General features: G+C 53.0%; 14 protein-coding genes. 3 read left to right on the top strand and 11 right to left on the bottom strand.

The genetic code is table 11. The annotated features are described in order from the left end of the window. Nucleotides 1-78: 78 nt before the first annotated feature. Genes EYB48_RS17705 through argJ form a run of 3 tightly spaced genes read right to left on the bottom strand, consistent with a single transcriptional unit; the run spans nt 79 to nt 2,628 of the window. Nucleotides 79-507 (bottom strand): NUDIX domain-containing protein, encoded by a 429-nt coding sequence (locus tag EYB48_RS17705; RefSeq protein WP_162021720.1) that lies wholly within the window; start codon nt 505-507, stop codon nt 79-81. Further along, the gene (locus EYB48_RS17700) at nt 500-1,378 is read right to left on the bottom strand and encodes an ATP-binding protein (protein WP_162021719.1); all 879 of its coding nucleotides are present in this window, start codon (nt 1,376-1,378) and stop codon (nt 500-502) included. Before EYB48_RS17700 ends, EYB48_RS17705 begins: the two co-directional genes overlap by 8 nt. A gap of 11 nt (nt 1,379-1,389) precedes the next feature. Beyond that, on the bottom strand, nt 1,390-2,628 hold the full coding sequence (gene argJ / locus EYB48_RS17695) for a bifunctional glutamate N-acetyltransferase/amino-acid acetyltransferase ArgJ (RefSeq protein WP_162021718.1): 1,239 nt from the start codon (nt 2,626-2,628) through the stop codon (nt 1,390-1,392). A 253-nt stretch (nt 2,629-2,881) separates the two neighbouring features. On the opposite strand from argJ, the gene EYB48_RS17690 reads away from it, so the two are divergent. Beyond that, nucleotides 2,882-4,939: a porin family protein gene (locus EYB48_RS17690; RefSeq protein ID WP_162021717.1), complete on the top strand. Its 2,058-nt coding sequence runs from the start codon at nt 2,882-2,884 to the stop codon at nt 4,937-4,939. A gap of 875 nt (nt 4,940-5,814) precedes the next feature. On the opposite strand, the gene secA is transcribed toward EYB48_RS17690, so the two are convergent. Both secA and EYB48_RS17680 read right to left on the bottom strand, forming a co-directional pair. After that, on the bottom strand, nt 5,815-8,571 hold the full coding sequence (secA, locus tag EYB48_RS17685; RefSeq protein ID WP_162021716.1) for a preprotein translocase subunit SecA: 2,757 nt from the start codon (nt 8,569-8,571) through the stop codon (nt 5,815-5,817). Between the two features lie 170 nt (nt 8,572-8,741). Then, nucleotides 8,742-9,698 carry a M23 family metallopeptidase gene (locus EYB48_RS17680; RefSeq protein ID WP_162021715.1) on the bottom strand — a complete coding sequence of 319 codons (957 nt, stop codon included), beginning with the start codon at nt 9,696-9,698 and terminating at the stop codon, nt 8,742-8,744. Nucleotides 9,699-9,759: 61 nt separating this feature from the next. Here EYB48_RS17680 and EYB48_RS17675 point away from each other — a divergent pair, with 61 nt between their 5' ends. Beyond that, nucleotides 9,760-10,260 carry a DciA family protein gene (locus EYB48_RS17675; protein WP_162021714.1) on the top strand — a complete coding sequence of 167 codons (501 nt, stop codon included), beginning with the start codon at nt 9,760-9,762 and terminating at the stop codon, nt 10,258-10,260. Between the two features lie 55 nt (nt 10,261-10,315). On the opposite strand, the gene EYB48_RS17670 is transcribed toward EYB48_RS17675, so the two are convergent. Then, nucleotides 10,316-10,867, bottom strand: a complete 552-nt coding sequence (locus EYB48_RS17670; RefSeq protein ID WP_162021713.1) for a cob(I)yrinic acid a,c-diamide adenosyltransferase — start codon at nt 10,865-10,867, stop codon at nt 10,316-10,318. Between the two features lie 246 nt (nt 10,868-11,113). Here EYB48_RS17670 and EYB48_RS17665 point away from each other — a divergent pair, with 246 nt between their 5' ends. Then, nucleotides 11,114-12,001, top strand: coding sequence for a LysR substrate-binding domain-containing protein (locus EYB48_RS17665; protein ID WP_162021712.1), 888 nt, complete (start codon nt 11,114-11,116; stop codon nt 11,999-12,001). Here EYB48_RS17665 and EYB48_RS17660 read toward each other — a convergent pair. From EYB48_RS17660 to EYB48_RS17640, 5 genes are all read right to left on the bottom strand, one after another. Beyond that, nucleotides 11,964-14,357, bottom strand: a complete 2,394-nt coding sequence (locus EYB48_RS17660; RefSeq protein WP_328823479.1) for a putative bifunctional diguanylate cyclase/phosphodiesterase — start codon at nt 14,355-14,357, stop codon at nt 11,964-11,966. The two genes, EYB48_RS17665 and EYB48_RS17660, sit on opposite strands and share 38 nt — an antisense overlap. 392 nt (nt 14,358-14,749) lie before the next feature. After that, nucleotides 14,750-15,664 carry an aldo/keto reductase gene (locus EYB48_RS17655; protein WP_162021710.1) on the bottom strand — a complete coding sequence of 305 codons (915 nt, stop codon included), beginning with the start codon at nt 15,662-15,664 and terminating at the stop codon, nt 14,750-14,752. Beyond that, a complete protein-coding gene (locus tag EYB48_RS17650) occupies nt 15,661-16,323 on the bottom strand; it encodes a DsbA family protein (protein ID WP_162021709.1) in 663 nt (220 codons plus the stop codon). Before EYB48_RS17650 ends, EYB48_RS17655 begins: the two co-directional genes overlap by 4 nt. 76 nt (nt 16,324-16,399) lie before the next feature. Further along, nucleotides 16,400-17,530, bottom strand: coding sequence for an anhydro-N-acetylmuramic acid kinase (locus EYB48_RS17645; RefSeq protein WP_235935245.1), 1,131 nt, complete (start codon nt 17,528-17,530; stop codon nt 16,400-16,402). 129 nt (nt 17,531-17,659) lie between these two features. Beyond that, complete coding sequence (locus tag EYB48_RS17640) at nt 17,660-19,027, bottom strand: M23 family metallopeptidase (RefSeq protein WP_162021708.1); 1,368 nt, start codon at nt 19,025-19,027, stop codon at nt 17,660-17,662. Between the last annotated feature and the right edge of the window lie 226 nt (nt 19,028-19,253).

Genomic DNA, 19,253 nt, shown 5'->3' with positions numbered 1-19,253 from the left:
GGAACAGAGAAAGGTACTCGCGGGCACGGTGGCTTCCGTGCCGCACGGTCAATCGTTTTAGCCTGAGCCCAGAGTGGTTCAGGCGGCCTGCAAATCGTCTTGCAATAAGCCCAGATAAGTGAGTAAAGGTATGGTGGCAGGCAACAGAGGCTCTACCGCAACCTGACCCTGCCAGGCAAACGCCTGTCCTTCCAGGCTTTGCGGCTCACCTTCCCATTGATAACTGATGAAAAAATGCAGCCTCACATGGGCGTGTGGATAAACATGCTCAACACCACACCAGGGCTGGGCATCGATAATGCGTATACCCAGTTCTTCCAGAAATTCACGCTTGAGGGCTGCCAGGATATCCTCATCAGCCTCAACCTTCCCGCCCGGGAATTCCCAGTAGCCTTCATAAGGCTTGCCGGGCGGACGTTGCGCCAGCAACACGTCCCCATCCGGACGCATCAGTATGCCGACCGCCACATCGACCGGGCGCTTCGCTTTCGCTGCAATTTCAGACATGTTTTCTCCCCGCTGACTGTCCTGCATAATCCCGCGCAAATTGCCAGGCCACGCGGCCTGAGCGCGAACCGCGTTGCAAGGCCCAGCGCAAAGCCTCAAGCCGCGCGGCGGCAATCTCTTCCGCATCACAGCCCAGCGTGCTCAACCAGTGCGCCACGATCTCCAGATAATCATCCTGGCGGAAGGGATAGAAGGAAACCCACAGGCCAAAGCGCTCGGACAGGGAAATTTTCTCTTCTACCGTCTCGCCTGGATGCAGGTCACCATCATCGCCATGGCTATAGCCCTGGTTATCCGACATTTTTTCCGGTAACAAATGACGCCGGTTCGAGGTCGCATAAATCAGTACATTGTCGGATGGACCGGCAATACTGCCATCGAGTGCGACCTTCAATGCCTTGTAACCAGCCTCACCCTCTTCGAAAGACAAATCGTCGCAGAAAATAATGAAACGTTCGTGACGTTCTGCCACCAGATCGACGATATCCGGCAAGTCGGCCAGATCCGCTTTGTCGACTTCGATCAGACGCAAACCCTGGTCAGCAAACTGATGCAGACAGGCTTTGATCAGCGATGACTTACCGGTGCCGCGTGCGCCGGTCAGCAATACATTATTGGCCGGCAAACCCAGCACAAACTGACGCGTATTCTGTGTGATCAGGTCTTTCTGACGTACGATGTTTTGCAAGTCATCCAGCCGTATCGTGGCAGGATGCCTTACTACCTGCAAATAGCCGACGCCGCCGCGCTTGCGCCAGCGGAAGGCCGTAGCCAGCGCCCAGTCCGGCACTGGCGTGGCGGCTGGCAGCAAGGCTTCCAGCCTGGTCAGCACCTGCTCGGCACGATTCAGAAAATGCTCCAGCTGTGTCATATCAGGCGTGATCAGGAACGGTAATCGGCATTGATCGACACATAGTCGTGCGATAAATCACAAGTCCAGACCGTGGCCTGCGCCTCACCACGCGCCAGCTTCACGCGTATCGTGATTTCACTTTGCTGCATCACGCGCTGACCATCGGCTTCCTGATAGTCAGGATTACGGCCGCCGTTTTTAGCAACCCAGACATCATCCAGATACAGATTGAGCTTGCTCACATCCAGATCCGTCACACCGGCATAACCGATTGCGGCCAGGATACGGCCCAGATTAGGATCGGAGGCAAAGAAAGCGGTCTTGACCAGTGGCGAATGTGCGATGGAATAGGCGATTTTGCGGCACTCTTCAACGTCACGGCCTTGTTCTACGGCGATAGTCATGAACTTAGTCGCACCTTCACCGTCACGGATAATCATGTGTGCCAGTTTCTGCGACAAGGCAATCACTGCCTGCGCCAGTTGCTCATATTCAGGGCTGTCGATCTCACTGACTTCCACGCTGCCAGCACCGGTTGCGATCAGCATGAAGGAATCATTGGTCGAGGTATCGCCATCGATCGTGATGCAGTTAAAGGACTGATCAGCTGCCTGCTTGACGAGATGGTCGAGCACTGGCTGGGATACCTTGGCATCCAGCGCCAGATAGCCCAGCATGGTCGCCATATTAGGCTTGATCATGCCAGCACCTTTACTGATACCTGTCATGGTCACAGTTTGACCGCCGACTTGCACGGTAGCCGATGCTGCCTTAGGTTGCGTGTCGGTCGTCATGATGGATTCTGCTGCCAGGAACCAGTTATCTTCCTGCAGATTAGCAATCGCCTGCGGCAAGCCAGCCACCAGGCGGTCTACCGGCAATTGTTCCAAAATGACGCCAGTGGAAAACGGCAGGATCTGGGACGCTTCACAACCCAGCAAATCAGCCAGTGCGGCGCAGGTTTTATTCGCTGCCGCCAGACCCGCATCACCGGTTCCGGCATTCGCATTACCGGTATTGACGACCAGCGCACGGATAGGGCCTGACGCCATGTGCAGGCTTTCCAGATGAGCCTTGGCTACCTGCACTGGCGCAGCACAGAAACGGTTAGTCGTGAACACGCCTGCGACAGTCGCGGTTGGCGCCAGCTCCATGACCAGCACATCCTTGCGATTGGCTTTACGAATGCCAGCCTCAGCATGTCCAAGACGGATACCTGCGACCGGTTTCAGATCAGCAGCAACGGGGATAGGGGAATTGACGGCCATGTTTTTTCCTAGCGATGAAATCAAGCCGACATTGTAGGGCATTTTGTTGCGCTGCGAAGCCTGAGTTAGTATATGCCAAACAAGAAAATCAACGTCGTCATACACCCATGTTCAGACCTGCGCCAGCCGGCAAGGAAGGCTGAGATCCGGGAACTTCAAGGCCTCACATATGGTCAGAGATTTTGCTATTTTGTCACGAAAAAAAACGATTACTTTTCTGAACTCAGACTCACTCTATTTCACCGGCATATTCATGAAGCTGCAGATCCACTCTGTCAAAAAACATCAATACCTGTGCCTGACTTTGCTGGCATTGGCCACACAGACCTGGCAGCTACCCGCACAGGCGGATGAATTGACCACTCCTCCGCGCACAGAAAGCGCTGCTGCAGACAAAAACAATGCCGTCACGCAGGCTGAAGATGGCTTTGGTAATCAGGCCGGGAAAGAATCCATCGGTATCTACAGCGACAGCAATGTACGTGGCTTTTCTCCCGGCAAGGCGGGTAATCTGCGTATAGAAGGCATGTACTTTGATAAGCGTGCTTATCTGGGGCATTTGCTGCTGGATGGCTCCAAAGTCAGGATAGGCACCACCGTCACTGGCTATCCATTTCCGGCGCCAACCGGCATCGTCGATTATCAATTGCGCAAAGCCGGTGATCAGGCTGAATACAGTTATTCTGTGGAGTTAGAAAACTCGATGCGCGGCGCCGGTGACCGTGCACTCGATGCCAATGCGCTGCTGCCACTGACAGCGTCTGATGCGCGCGTCAAAATGGGCATATCGGTTGCGGCATCGGCCTATAAAGAACTGAGCCCGCAGCATGAAGCATCGTATTACCGCTCGGCCGCCATCGTAGGCCATATCCGCAGCGCAGATCAAGGCGACACCACGTTTGAACTGCTACCGTTTTACAGCCACGATCAGGTACCGTATGAAACACCCCACAGCTATTGGTATGTGCCGGATGGGAAACTGCCACCTGCAGAGAGCTATCACATTGCGAACAAGTCAGCGATGAAGGCCGACTGGATGCGCGGCCACGGTCAGTCACGTACCCTGGGTATCATCTACCAACAACAGTTACCAGGGCAGTGGCTGATCAAAGGCAGCCTGATACGTTCAGCGGCCGACTCCCCGCGATCAGAAACGCATGTGATTGAACAACTGTCCGGCAATCGCTGGCAGAACAGCTACTACTCAGAAAAAAACGTCACTAAGCAGGCAGACAGTGCCGAACTGAGGCTGAGTAAAACCCTGCAGCATGAGGACAGCAGGCAGCAGTTTCATCTGGTCTGGCGTGGACGTCGTAGCGAACAACGCTATGGCGGAGAAGCCTACGCCGATCTTGGAACCGTCGAGTTCCGCCAACAGTTTGCCGAACTGACGCTGCCCGCTACGGCCCCTGATTTCCAATATGGCGAACGCTCACTGGACCGCGTACGACAAAATAATCTGGGACTGGCCTATGAATACAAAAATGCACGTGCCACGCTGAATCTGGGTCTGATGAAGTCTTACTATGACAAACAAACCTGGACCGGCACGGTACAGGAACGCAGCTTTGTGCGCATGCAGGATCAACCCTTGCTCGGCTACTGGAATCTCAGTCTGGCCTTAGGAGCTGGCTATTCGCTGTATGGCGGTCAAACCCAGGGACTGGAAGAAAGCGGTGTGGCGCCGGTCAGTGCCAGCAATCGCTTTGCCGCGCTGCCCGCCATCCATACCTCGCAAAAAGATGCAGGACTGCGCTGGAAATGGCAGCAGGATGAACGCAGCCTGAATGCGGTACTCGGCTATTTTGAAGTCAGCAAGCCGCATTACGGCTTCAACAGCCAACAACTGTATACACAGACCGGACAAGTGCAACACCGTGGGCTGGAAGGGAGTATTGCCGGGAATCTGACGCCACATCTGAATCTGGTGATGGCCGCGGTTTACCTGGATGCCCGCGTCAATCAGTCACTCAGCAATACGGCCAGCGTCAGACCGGTTGCCAGCGTGCCGCTGGAGGTACGCAGCTATCTGGAATACAGCCCGCCCCAACTGCCTCATAGTTCGGCCGACCTGGGCCTGCAGTACAGCGGCCCGCAAACGAGTTCAGAATCCAGTGGCAGCCGGCTCGATAAAAAAGTCCTGGTACAACTGGGCTTGCGTCATCAACTGGACTGGGGCAAAGCGAAGCTGCAATTGCGCTTTCAGGTCAGTAATCTGTTCAACCGCGACACCTGGGAAGTGGACAGCGATAACACCTTCTTCCCGGGACGCCCCCGCAGCTGGCGCCTGATTATGACGCTGACGCATTGAGATCAGTTTGGCTACAAAGCTGACTTAATTCTGCCGGATGGGGGATAGACATGTAAGTCTGAAACGCCTTATCAAGGATCAGCTGTTTTAAGCTATCGAGAGATTGAGGCATTCTTTTACAACATATATTTCCTGTCATTCAGGTGCAAAATTTGTTCTTCAATTGTTATTTTCATGCTTAAATCCGGCAAAACATCATTCAAACTATTTCTCTCATTAATATGCGTCTTTCAATTCTACCTATACTTCTTCTGACAGCCTGTTCTAGCGTACCTGTAACGCACCCTGATCTTCCTGGAAAAAGCGCTGTCGAGATAGTTTGTTCACAATTACCTACTACTGAAGCCAAAGCACGACTAGAACGTGCATGGAAGAAGTGCTATGTAGGACCGGAATTACAAGAAATGACACTCATGGTTGGAAAGGTACCCTTAACTGTCCCAGTTGGCTCGACTGGAACTACCCAAGTCATTAATGAAGGAGCCGACGACAAAGGAACCCTGAGCGTACTACTGCCCAATGGAAAAAGAGTTTTGTATGCTCAGTTTTCTAGTTCCAAAAACTGTCCAAGCCTGATTGCCCTTGACAGTGGTCCTGCACTATGGATATCGGCTGCGAAAAACACTGGCACCTGGCTACAAGATCCAAATGCTCCGGGTCCATTTTCAAACTGTAAATAATGTACTGAACAGCCATCACTCCGAACAACTAAAGCGTGTCGAAAAAAATTTACAATTAATCAGTCCAATGTGATTTGTTCATACTCGTCACGCACTAACATAATTATCACAAAAATCAAAATACAAAAAAGGGCGGAACCTGTCCGCCCTTTTTACTACTCACTTTTTACTACTCACTTTTCACTGCCAGCTGGCTCAGGCCAGTTTACCGTGACATTGCTTGTACTTCTTACCGCTGCCGCATGGGCAAGGATCGTTGCGGCCTATCTTCAGGCCCAGCGTGACTTCCGGTTCACCGTCTGCCAGTGCCGGTGGTGCCAGCATTTCTTCCGGTGACGCGTTGGCATCAAAATCGGCATGACGGTAAGACACGTTCTCTACCTGAGAATGTGCCATCTGCTGTTCCGCTGCTTCGATTTCCTCGCGCGACTGTATGCGTACTGTAACGACCGTACGTATCACTTCGCTCTTGATCTGATCCAGCATCTGGGCGAACAGTTCAAACGCTTCACGTTTGTATTCCTGCTTAGGATTTTTTTGTGCATAGCCACGCAGATGGATGCCCTGACGCAGATGGTCGAGTGCAGCCAGATGCTCACGCCAGTGATTATCGATGCTATTCAACATCACGTTGCGTTCAAATCCTGCGAAGGATTCTTTGCCTACCAACTCCACCTTGGCATCGTAGTTCGTGTTCACGACCTGCAACACGCGCTCCAGTATGTCGTCGTCAGTCAGATCAGCCTCGTCAGCCAGCATTTTGCTCAGGTTCAGATGGATGTCCCACTCGGCGGCCAACACGGATTCCAAACCAGCGATATCCCATTGTTCTTCCACCGATTCTTCCGGCACATAAGTACGCACGACATCGTGGAACATGCCATGACGCAGCGAAGTCATCATCTCTGTCATGTCATGCGCTTCGAGTAATTCATTACGCTGCTGGTAAATGACTTTACGCTGATCATTGGCGACGTCATCGTATTCCAGCAATTGCTTACGGATGTCGAAGTTACGTGCTTCTACTTTACGTTGCGCTGATTCGATAGAACGGGTCACCATACCGGCTTCGATCGGTTCCCCTTGCGGCATGTTCAGGCGGTCCATGATCGCCCTGACCCGGTCACCCGCAAAAATGCGCAGCAACTGATCATCCAGCGAGAGATAGAAACGGCTGGAACCTGGATCACCCTGACGGCCGGAACGGCCGCGCAACTGGTTATCGACGCGGCGCGATTCATGGCGTTCAGTGCCAATAATGTGCAAGCCACCGGCTGCCACCACCTGGTCATGCAGCGACTGCCATTCATTGCGCAGCTTATCAGACTGGGTCTGTTTTTCAGCATCAGACAAAGCGGCATTCGCCTCTATCATCTGCACCTGCTTGCCGACATTACCACCCAGTACGATATCGGTACCACGACCCGCCATATTGGTGGCGATGGTGATGGCCTGTGGACGACCTGCCTGTGCCACGATTTCCGCTTCGCGTGCATGCTGCTTGGCGTTCAGTACGTTGTGCGGCAGCTTAGCCTTAGTCAGGATACCGGACAATAATTCGGAATTTTCGATCGATGTGGTACCCACCAATACTGGCTGACCACGGGTATAGCAATCCTGAATATCATTCAGCATCGCACCGTATTTTTCTTCCGAGGTTTTATAGACCTGATCCTGGCGGTCTTTACGCTGGGATGGACGGTTAGGCGGGATCACTACAGTTTCAAGACCATAGATTTCCTGGAATTCATACGCTTCGGTATCGGCAGTACCGGTCATACCGGACAGCTTGCCGTACATACGGAAGTAGTTCTGGAAGGTGATCGAGGCCAGCGTCTGGTTCTCGTTCTGGATACGCACGCCCTCTTTCGCTTCAACCGCCTGATGCAGGCCATCCGACCAGCGGCGCCCTGTCATCATACGGCCGGTGAATTCATCCACAATCACGATTTCTCCATCCTGCACCACATAGTGCTGGTCTTTGAAATACAGTGCCTGTGCGCGCAAAGCGGCGTACAGATGGTGAATCAGGGTGATATGCGCCGGATCATACAGCGATGCGCCTTCTGGCAGCAGACCCATCTGGGTCAGAATTTTTTCTGCTTTTTCGTGACCGGCTTCGGTCAGCAAGACCTGATGCGTTTTTTCATCCTTGGTGTAATCGCCAGGTACCTCTACCACGCCTTTACCGTCAGGAGTCTCTTCGCCTACCTGCAAAGTCAGCAGCTTAGGCACTTCATTCATCTGGTAATACAGTTCGGTATGGTTTTCAGCCTGACCCGAGATGATCAGCGGCGTACGCGCTTCATCAATAAGGATGGAGTCAACTTCATCAACCACTGCAAAGTTCAGGCTGCGCTGCACGCGGTCTTTGGCTTCAAACACCATGTTGTCACGCAGGTAGTCGAAACCGAATTCGTTATTGGTACCGTAGGTAATATCGGAACCATACGCATTTTGCTTGGCATCGTGATCCAGCTGCGCCAGATTGGTACCGGTAGTCAGACCCAGCCAGCCATACAGCTTACCCATGGATTCCGCATCGCGCTGTGCCAGATAATCATTCACCGTCACCACATGCACGCCTTTACCAGACAAGGCATTGAGGTAAATCGGCAAGGTCGCCATCAGGGTTTTACCTTCACCGGTACCCATTTCAGCAATTTTGCCGTAATGCAGAGTCATACCGCCAATCAGCTGCACATCGAAGTGGCGCATTTTCAATACGCGCTTACTGGCTTCACGACAGACTGCAAATGCTTCAACCAGCAAACTGTCTAAAGTCTCGCCCTTTGCAACGCGTGCTTTGAATTCAGCAGTCTTGGCCTGCAAGGCCTCGTCCGACAGAGTTTCCAGCTGAGGTTCCAATGCGTTGATCTCACGCACCGTCTTTTGGTATTGCTTCAAAAGCCGTTGATTACGGCTGCCGAATATCTTGGTCAGGAATGACATGCTATGAACGGAAAGTTAAATTCTGAAAAACGCCGCGGCAAAAAAATTGCTTGCACAGCAACAATATGGATAACTCACGATTTTACCATGTGACACCACCTTGACCAGTAAACACTGATCAAAACTCTGCCACATATCCGGAGTTGGTGACTAAATACACAAAAACAAGCTTATTTCTGATCGAGTTTCGCCAGATTTGCCTGATTTGCGCCCGCCGACAGGAATTTATGCGGGTTTTGCGGCACATCTTTCACCCTGACTTCAAAGTGCAGATGGGCGCCGGTTGAGCGGCCGGTCGAGCCGATATCGGCCACATGCTGACCACGCTTCACGATGTCACCGAGTTTGACATAGATTTTTGAGGTATGCGCATAACGGGTGATCAGTTCACCACCATGATCAATTTCCAGCATATTACCGAACTGCGGATGGTATTCAGCCGCGATCACCACCCCGCCGGCGGCGGCCATAATCGGCGTACCGGTCGGTGCGGAGAAATCTATCCCTTCATGAAAAGCGCTGCGACCGGTAAACGGGTCCATGCGCCAGCCAAAACCGGAGGCGTTATAGGCCACGTTAACCGGCTGGATAGTCGGTAATAACTTAGACTGAATTTTGAAGGCCATCAGCTTGGTTTCCACCACGTTCATATAATCTGAACGGTGTTCTATATCGGTTGCCAGGGTATCCAGCGCAGCCTGCAATTCCTTCATATCCAGCTCTGCAGAAGGCGATTTCAGTATCTCAGGACCACCACGGCCAGGCGCTTCTTTGAAGTTGAATTCTTCCGGTTTGACGCCAGCCAGACCTTGCACCCGCTCGCCGAGTGCATCCAGACGCACCAGTTGCGCCTGCATTTCCCCCAGTCGTGCAGCCATGGCGGCCAGGTTTTCTTTCAGATAGCGCTCTTTTGCGTCCGGGTCATGTGCCAGACTCACGCTGGCTGGTAACAGATTGCGCAGCAGCGGCACATCAGCACTGGCCAGACGCAAAGTCAGCGCCGCCATCAGGGCGCCACACACACAGGTAATAAGCAAAAAGCCAAGTACGGCGAGTATCAGATGATGTGAACTCAGGGTGACCGACTTGGCCTGAGTGAAGCGCGAATGCATTAATATTATTTGCATCAATACGGTCCTCAGAAATCAGGTACTGAATGGTCAGGCGCTTTGTGTTATGGTGTCGCGCATGTCAACACCAACGAAAAATCCAGCGCGTATTTTTATCCATCGGGGCCGGCCTCAACAGAAAGTCAGCGGTGCCGCAGACTATTTGCGTCTGAACGACAAGATGGCGATGTTGTTACCGACAATACAGCGTAATCTGCGCCTGAAACAGGATTGCCAGCACATTCTGCCACGCATGTTCGACAGTTGCGAGGTCTTGCAATTGCAGGATGACGTTCTGACACTGGCAGCACCCAATGCGGCGCTCGCCACCAAACTCAAGCAATCAGGCACGAAATTGCAAACTTGCCTACAAGAACGAGGCTGGCAGGTTAACGCAATCCGTATCAAAGTACAAGTGAAACGCGTGATCGACAAACCGGCACCGGTCAAGCAGATCAGTTTATCCAACCACGCGCTGCACGCATTGACGGAGCTCGAGCAATCGCTGGAAAAGAACAAGCACAATACCGATTTACATGCCGCGTTAGCGCGCATGATCGCGCGCCATCAAAACAAGTAATACCGTAAACAAAGACGGGCTGCATGCTGCAGTGACATACAGCCAGTCTGCGCAATCAACGCTCGCGTTCTTTTTCCCACAACACGTCGCTGCCGCCCGCATAGCGATTCAGTACACGTGACAACACGAATAACAAGTCCGATAAACGGTTCATGTACTGACGTGGATGATCATTCAGTATCTCGGCCTTACCGACACTGACTATCGCACGCTCAGCACGACGACACACGGTACGGCATACATGCGCGATTGCAGCAGCGCGCGAACCGCCGGGTAAAATAAAATCCTTCAGCGGCGGCAGATCGGCATTGTACTTTTCCAGCAAAGCATCCAGTCTGGCGACCTGCGCATCGGTGATCATGGTGTAACCGGGTATGCAGAGTTCGCCGCCCATATCAAACAGATCGTGCTGGATAGAAAACAGCTCATGCTTCATCGTCTCTGGAATATCTTCGCACAGCAACACGCCGATTTGCGAATTCAGTTCATCCACGTCCCCCATGGCATGCACACGCAGCGCATCCTTATCGACCCGGGTTCCATCGCCGAGGCCAGTAGTTCCCGCATCGCCGGTACGCGTCGCAATTTTTGAAAGTCGGTTGCCCATATCGAATAATATTTGGTAAGAAGTCGCAGAGGATAAGCCAAAAAACAGAATAACGCATCATAATAGACCCTCCGCACGATATGGCTTTTGCCGCGCCCTGTATGCCAGGGCAAATTTTTAGTGCCGACCTCTGCTTGCAGCACATCAGTTAGCAAAGCGAATGCAGATTCAGCAAATTCAGTAGATTTAGCAGTTACAGAAGTTCATTTTTCGCGAGTGAGCTACCTGGGATATTGAGGATACAGAATGGCAACACGATTACCGCCCGTACATGCATTGTCAGCCTTCGAAGCTGCCGCCCGCTTTGGTTCATTTGCGGTCGCCGCTGAAGAATTGTGCATTACGCCCTCCGCTTTATCTCACCGCATCCGTTTATTGGAAGAGCACCTATGCGAACGCGTGTTTGTGCGCGAGGGTCGCAGTGTGACACTGACTGAGTTTGGGCGGCGTTATCTGGATGTGGTACGCGCCGCCTTACGCACCCTGTCAGAATTCCCGCTGCCGCATAAAGCGGCCCAGCATCAGCAACGCATCAAGGTCACGGTGCCCCCCACCTTTGCACGCTATATGTTCATGCCCAGACTGGCGGAATTTTCCAGCCAGTATCCGGACATCGAAGTCGAAGTCTATTTGTTTGTACCGCTATATGACCTCAGCTTGTCTGAGAGCGATGTGGAAATCCGCTTCGGTGCCGGTGAGTATCCGAATCTGGTGACCAAAAAACTGTTTGTCGAACCCAGCTTTACCGTCGCCAGCCCGGCCTATCTGAAAACCATTCCACCACTGCGTACACCAGCCGACCTCAAGCATGCGCGCTTATTGCGCTCGGCACTCGAACCCTGGCAACCCTGGTTTGAAGTGGCAGGACTGGATTGGGCCGAGCCAACGCATGGTTTGCGGGTGGATGATCTGGGATTATTGCTGGAAGCGGTCAAACATGGTCATGGCGTCGGTCTGACACGCCAGCATTTTGCGCAAGAGATGATAGAGAGCGGCGACGTGGTCAGACTGTTTGATACCCAACTGGCATCACCACCACATGCCTATTATCTGGTGCATGAAGCGCAACCCAGTCTGCGTCCTGAAGTGGAACTGTTTATTCAGTGGATGCTAACGACTTTTCAGGCGCGCTGATCGCAGACTTGGCTGGCTGCAGCGTCACTGTACGCTGCAAATCTATCCAGGCATCGAGTGGCATAGGCCGGCCAAATAAATAACCTTGCATACAGCTGCAGCCATTGGCAATCAGGAAATCGGCCTGGTCTCTGGTTTCCACACCTTCGGCCACCACCCGCAAACCCAGATGCTCGGCCATAGACAGCATAGACTGCACGATAGCCGTATCATTTTTATCTCCCGGTGTATCCTGCACAAAGCTCTTATCAATTTTTAATTCGTATAAAGGCAGTTTTTTCAGATACGAAAAACTCGAATAGCCGGTACCGAAATCATCAATCGAAAAACGTATGCCCAGCGTGGTTAGTTCCAACATACGCGCTATGGTGTCATGCAGGTTATCGATCAATAAGCCTTCGGTGACTTCAAAAATCAGATGGCGCGGATCAGCCTGGGTCTGCGTCAGCACCGCACGGACTTTGTCAACAAAATCCGGCTGACGGAATTGTTTGGGGCTCACATTCACAGACAGCGACAGGATAAATCCCGCGTCGGCTAACTGATTCAGCGCCAGGCAACCCTGACGCAATACCCAGTCACCCAGCCGGATGATCATGCCAGATTCTTCTGCTACCGGGATGAAAATTGCGGGTGAAATCGGTCCACGCTGAGGATGATGCCAGCGCATCAGTAATTCACCACCGACCGGCTTGCCTAAGCGGTCAACCTGAGACTGTATATACATCTGCAACTGCCCGCCATCCATGGCCTGACTGAGTTCGCGTTCCATGGTCAGGCGTAATTCGATTTCCGACTGCATCCCGGTTTCGAAAAAAACCACCTGGTTACGGCCACCGGATTTTGCACGGTACATCGCGGTATCGGCTTCGCGCAAAATATCATCTGCAGTCTGATTTTCACGCGGCAGCAAGGTCACACCGGTACTGCAGGTAGAACTGTACTGCAAGCCATCGACTTCAAACAACTGCATCATGGCCAGCCGGATTTTCTCAGCCACATTCAATGCCATGTGCGCGCCAGTGCGCACGTCATCGCTGAGATTCGCCAACACCACCACGAATTCATCGCCGCTAATGCGGGCCACGGTATCGACTTCACGTAAGGTATGTAACAGGCGTTGCGTGACTTGTTGCAGCAAGGCGTCACCCACCACATGACCACGCGCATCATTGATCAGTTTAAAGTTATCCAGATCGATATACAGTACCGCACTGATCATGCCGCTGCGATGGGCCGCCTGTAGCAGTGAATGCAGGCGGTCATGCAGTAAGCGGCGGTTGGGCAATCCTGTCAGCACATCAAAATAAGCCAGTCGCTGGATATGCTCTTCTGATTTTTTACGCTCACTGATATCGCGCCCCGTCACCACCCAATGGGTATATGCTCCCTCGTCATTTGCCAGCGGAATGATGTCCGCTTCGAGCCAGAACTCACTGCCGCCTTTGCTGTAAATAATCGCCTCAACATGCACAGCTTCGAGGCTGCGCACCGCATAGCGTATGCGTTCCAGCTCTTCTGCCTGGGTGTTTGGCCCAGCCAGAAAGTCAGGTTTTTTTCCTAATACTTCCAGACTGTCATAGCCGGTATGGCGCTCAAACGCATCGTTGACCAGCACGATACGCAGGTAATGACTCGCATCCGGTGCTTCAGTATCAGCCAGTATCATCACGATATCGTTTAAACGCGCAACGGCAGCAACGGTCAGGCGCAACTCTTCGTTGGCAGCACGCAGCGATTCCTGCTCCTGCTGCAAACTCGCACTCACTTTCTGTTGTGCCTCCAGCGCAAATTCCAGCCTGTGTATCAGCACATTACAAGTGACTGTCATGAGTGCGCTGATAAACGAAAAGTTGATCGTAATGATCATCCAGCGCAGCAGCGCATTGATTTCGAAACCCAGCAACTGTAAATTCGCATCACCGAAGTAACCGACCAGCAGCAAAGAAGAGGAGGCCAGCAGCAAGGCATACACCGCTTCGCGCAAGGGAAATAAAAACGAGCAAATGACAGGAAAAGCCAGCAGATAAATCAGGCCAGTGACCCCAACCTTGAGCAAAAACCAGATGCCCAGCAAATAGATCAGGGCCAGAAAATGTAAGGCGCGCGCCTTGAAACTCAGCTTGGGCAGAAAGATCAGTGTCGCCACCCAACCCAGCGCCAGCAAGTCGATCGCGACGATAGACCACAAACCTTCACTAATGGCCAAGGCAATACTGGGTAAGGCTGCGATGCCACCTAACACCAGGCCGACAAACAAAATAGCGGACAGCATCTGGTCACGCCATGCGCGCGTCCCCGAGCTCGCAAGCCCGAAAGATAGAAAGCGACGATAACAGTATTGAAAAACAGTCACAACTCTGTCCTTCTCTGATCCTTGCTTGCCAGGCGATGGAAATTGGCGAACTGCGCATACATCTTGTTGCCTGATGCCAGATTGAAGCTGCGGGCAGCACCGGTTTGTCCGTATCTCGGGCGACCATCCCCGTCATGCCTGGCAATGACGATTTAGCCAGCAATGACAGGTAGTAATCTGGTCGAGTTCAGACCGTGGTCAGCCCCAAAAAAGGTCAAAATAAGGTCAAAATAAGGCAAAACCAGACCATAGATATGGCTATGCATCAGCAAACATGAACACTTGTCTTGCTAATGTTATACCAACAATATCAATTTAAACAGGGAAAATTTTTAGATTTTGTCAGCTGTTTTTTTCATCTGTTTTTTCAACTCTTGCGTAGCTGCGCAGCTTCAGGGCAAAGCATGACCGGCCGCTGCCGTCCACAGTGCAAACCAGTCTGACCTGCTCAGCGTATGAGCACAGGCCTGTACCGCCTGTTGTAAGGCCGGTACCCGGCCGGAGCCGGTCAGTACCAAGGGTTTCGACGGATGCTGCAGCACCCAGCTCAATGCGATGGTACTGGCTGGCAGCCCTGAGGCTGCAGACTGGCGTTGCAGCTCGCTTTGTACCCGGGCAATCTGCGCGGTTGGCGCTGGCTGCTGAAACAGCGCACCACCACCCAGAGCGGACCAGATCATCGGAGAGATGCGCAAACGCTGGCACTGATCCAGCGTGCCATCATGCAGCGCCTGCTGCTGCAATATCGACAATTCCAGCTGATTCGTCACCAGCGGAAAACGTGCTGCGAGTAAGTCAAACTGCGCAGTGGTGAAATTGGAGACGCCGAAATGACGCACCTTGCCGCTTTGCTGTAAATGAAGGAAGGCCCCGGCGATTTCATCCGCATCCATCAAGGGATCGGGACGATGTATCAGTAACAGATCGAGCTGTTCTATGCCCATTGCCTGCAGGCTGTTTTCGGCCGAAGCGATAATGTGCGCACGGCTGGTATCGTAATGATGCACCCTATGCGCCGGGCGAAGACGTGATGGCAGGCAGATGCCGCATTTACTCACAAAGCGGAAGGCGGATTTCAGTTCCGGAGCGGCGTTCAGCGCTTCGCCTAATAAAAGCTCGCTCTGATAGTCGCCGTAAATATCTGCCTGATCGATAGTATTGATGCCCAGTTCCAGCGCCTGCTGCAGGAAGCGGACACGCTGAGCCGGCGTCATCTGCCATTCCGCCAGCCGCCACAAGCCAAGGATGATGCGCGAAAAAGCCGGGCCTTGCGGCGCGATCTCTGCTTGCGGCGCGCGCTGGCTCATGACTGTCTCACCTGCGCTATCGTTTGCAGAATTTGCTCAGCCTGGGTATAGCCCGAGGTCAGCATATGTAAAGCCTCATCATGCACCATCAGCAAAGCCGGAAAACCACGCACGCCCCATTGCTGACATTGACGGAATTCTTCCTGTACTGTTGCCATCGCCACCGGCGATGCCAGGGTTTCGGCAAAGCTTGGCTGATCATAGTCAGCGCCCTGGTCGAGCTGATTGATGCTGTGCACGCAGATTTCGCTCAATACCTGATCCTGTGTCACGTCACGGCCTTCGGCATAAAACGCGTGCTGAATCGCCCTGAACACTTGCAACAACTGGCGGCCACTCAAATGATCGGCAACCAGCTTGGCCGTCACCACCGCGCGACAGGCAGGCTCGGTGTCATACACAAAATCAGTTTGTGCCATGGCCTGATCAGAAAACGGCAAACCACTCACCAGCGCGACCTGACGCCAGTGCTCCATGATGGTGCTGCGTTTTTCTGCACTCAACACTTCTTTTTCATAGGCACGCAAACCGCCGGTCATGATGTCCAGTTCAGCCTCGGGCAATGCATTCAGCACTTGCTCCAGTTCCGGACCGAAGCCATAACACCAGGAACACATAGGGTCGGCGATATAAAGTAGTTGCAAGGGTTCTTGTGTCATGTTTTGTCTTGTCTTTCAATATGTGTGCTGTGAATTCACTAAGCTGGCGATTGTAAAGGATGCAGCCTCAGCCTGCTCAGGCAGGGTACAGCGCACCCAGTATGCGCAAGCCCCGGGCACCGGTCACCGCTGGCAGATTACCAGACAGGCGCAGGCAGAACTGGCGTGCCAGCCAGGCAAATGCGAGTGCCTCCACGCACTCGGGTGCCACACCCAGCGCTGCGGTGCTATGCACTTGTGCATTGCTGCCACACAGCGTCAGATAATGGCGCATTTGCTGCATCAAATGGTGGTTATAAGCACCACCGCCGCAGACATACAGCGCATCGCAGGCCGGGCTATGTGCGAGGCTGGCCATGATGATAGTCTGTGCAGTGTAGGCACACAGGGTAGCCTGCACATCAGCCGGAGCCAAGTCGGTAAAATCACGCAATTGCAGGCGCAACCAGTCGGCATGAAACAAGTCGCGCCCGGTGCTCTTAGGCGCAGGCAGTTGCAGATAGGGCTCTAGCAGCAAACGATCAAGCAAAGCCTGGCTCACCTGACCGCTGGCGGCCCAGGTGCCATCCGCATCATAGCCATGTCCCAGATGTTGCCGTATCCAGCCGTCCATCAGCACATTGCCGGGACCGGTATCAAAGCCACTCACCGCCCCGTCGGGACTCAGGATACTGATATTACTGATGCCACCGATATTCACCACCACGCGCTGGTGCGCCGATGAACCGAATATCGCCTGATGAAAAGCGGGTACCAAGGGTGCGCCCTGCCCGCCTGCAGCCAGATCGCGACTGCGGAAATCGGCAATCACGTCCAGCCCGCTAAGTTCGGCCAGCAAGGCCGGATGATTGGTCTGACGGGTCCAGCCCAGTTCAGGCCGGTGTCGTATCGTTTGTCCATGCACGCCTATCGCCTGTACGGTCTGATCCGGAGCCAGTCTGCACAAATCGGCCACGCAGGCCGCATAAACTTGCGCCAGACGCTGTGCCAGTGCGGCTTCGCGCTCGATTTCATTCTCGCCGGGCTGCTGCAATTGCATGGCGGCCTGCTGCAAGCCTGCGTCAAATGGCTGATAAGCAGTAGCCAGTATCTGCATCGTCGCGCCATCCGGCGCAAATTGCACCATCACGCCATCGACGCCATCCAGGCTGGTGCCTGACATCAGCCCTATATAGATATCCTGATTCATGGGAGGTAAAGGATGCATAAGTCCTCAAAAACTACACTGGCTGGCGCGTTCACCCTGACTGTAAAAGCAGGCAAGCTGACACACCTCAGCATTAAAAAAAAGGCCGAACCTCGCGGTCCGGCCTGATGTGATATTGCATTGCGCAGATCAGCGCGAAGCCAGTTTCATGGTTTCAGCCATACGCTCGGGGCGCAGCAAGTTAAAGCGATGCTGCATATCACCGGCGACGGTTTTAAAGCGCGGCATATCTGCACCAGCCAGTGGCGGCGCATCCGGCACGATCACGGACATAGGATCGCGTGGCTCGTTATTGACGCGGAATTCATAATGCAGATGTGGCCCGGTCGACCAGCCAGTCGAGCCGACATAACCGATTACTTCACCCTGACTCACACGGCTGCCTTTACGGATACCCGCAGCAAAACGGCTCATATGGGCATAGGCCGTGGTGTAATTCGAATGATGGCGCACCACCACTAAATTACCGTAACCACCGCTAGGGCCAACCGAATCGATCACGCCATCAGCGGTAGCACGGATAGGTGTGCCGCTGACCGCAGCGAAATCCACACCTTTATGCTGTTTCCACTGACCGGAAATAGGATGAACCCGCATAGAGAAACCGGAAGAGACACGGGTAAATTCTAAAGGCGATTTCAGGAAGGCTTTTTTGAGTGACTTGCCGTCAAAGGTGTAATAGCCGCCCTGCCCACCCGCTTCATCAAACCATACCGATTGAAAAGTCTTACCGGCATTTTTGAATTCACCCGCCAATACGCGGCCGGTGCGTATCAATTGTCCGTTTTGCCAGAAGCTTTCATAGACCACGTTGAACTGATCACCGCGCTGCAGGCGACGGAAATCAATATTAGTCTCAAACATACTGACGATCTGGGAAGAAATCGCATCAGAAATATGCGCTTCATCGGTCGCTGCAAACAGCGAGGAACGGATATTACCGGATGCCATTTCAATCCGGCGTTCGAGCTGGGCTGTGTTGTCGCTGGCGCTAAAGTGTCCGTCCGCATTACGCTTGACTTCCAGGTTGCGCGCCGGTTTATCCGGGCCATCAGACACCGTGGTTTGCAACCATTCAAGGTCGCCATCTTCATTGGTTTTAACACGTATGGTTTTATCTGCGCGTAACTGCAACAGGGTACGGGCGACTGGATCGGATTTGATAAACTTGTCCGCTTCCTGATCATCCACTCCCAGGCGTAACAACAGGCCACTGAGGGTATCGCCACGTCGCACGATATCTTCACGCACATACTGATGTTCAACAGCAGCAATCGCTGCGATTTGCTCATCGAGTGATGGTAAAGCTAAAACCTGGGTAATTTTTTTAACCGGAAGATCTGCTGCATCCGGCGCCAGCGGCGCAACTGCGGTTGCACCTACGGCACATACGGCAAAGAAAAAAGCGGTGACGCTCACAACACGGGAAACACGGGACGAACCGAACAACAGTCTGCTGCCAGTAGCCACACGAAGTAATTTATCTGTAGGACGCATGCAATAAGTTAAAATTGACTGTTTTATAGAAAATTCGAGGTCGTTGCCGCCGTCGACTTTGCAAAAATTGCAAAATAATGCGTGCGGCTGACAAAGTAAAGACGGGATTATAAATCAATAGTCTGCACAAAATACGGCAAAATACCGAGTTTATCCCCACCCAGAATTTGACAAAAAGCTGATTATGGATTCAGAAGCGCAGCCATGACCAGCGGTGTTACAAAAA

This window comes from Cognatundibacterium crateris (genome assembly GCF_010078235.1).
GTDB classification, from domain to species: domain Bacteria; phylum Pseudomonadota; class Gammaproteobacteria; order Burkholderiales; family Burkholderiaceae_D; genus Undibacterium; species Undibacterium crateris.
This window is presented reverse-complemented; position numbering and strand designations above follow the sequence as displayed.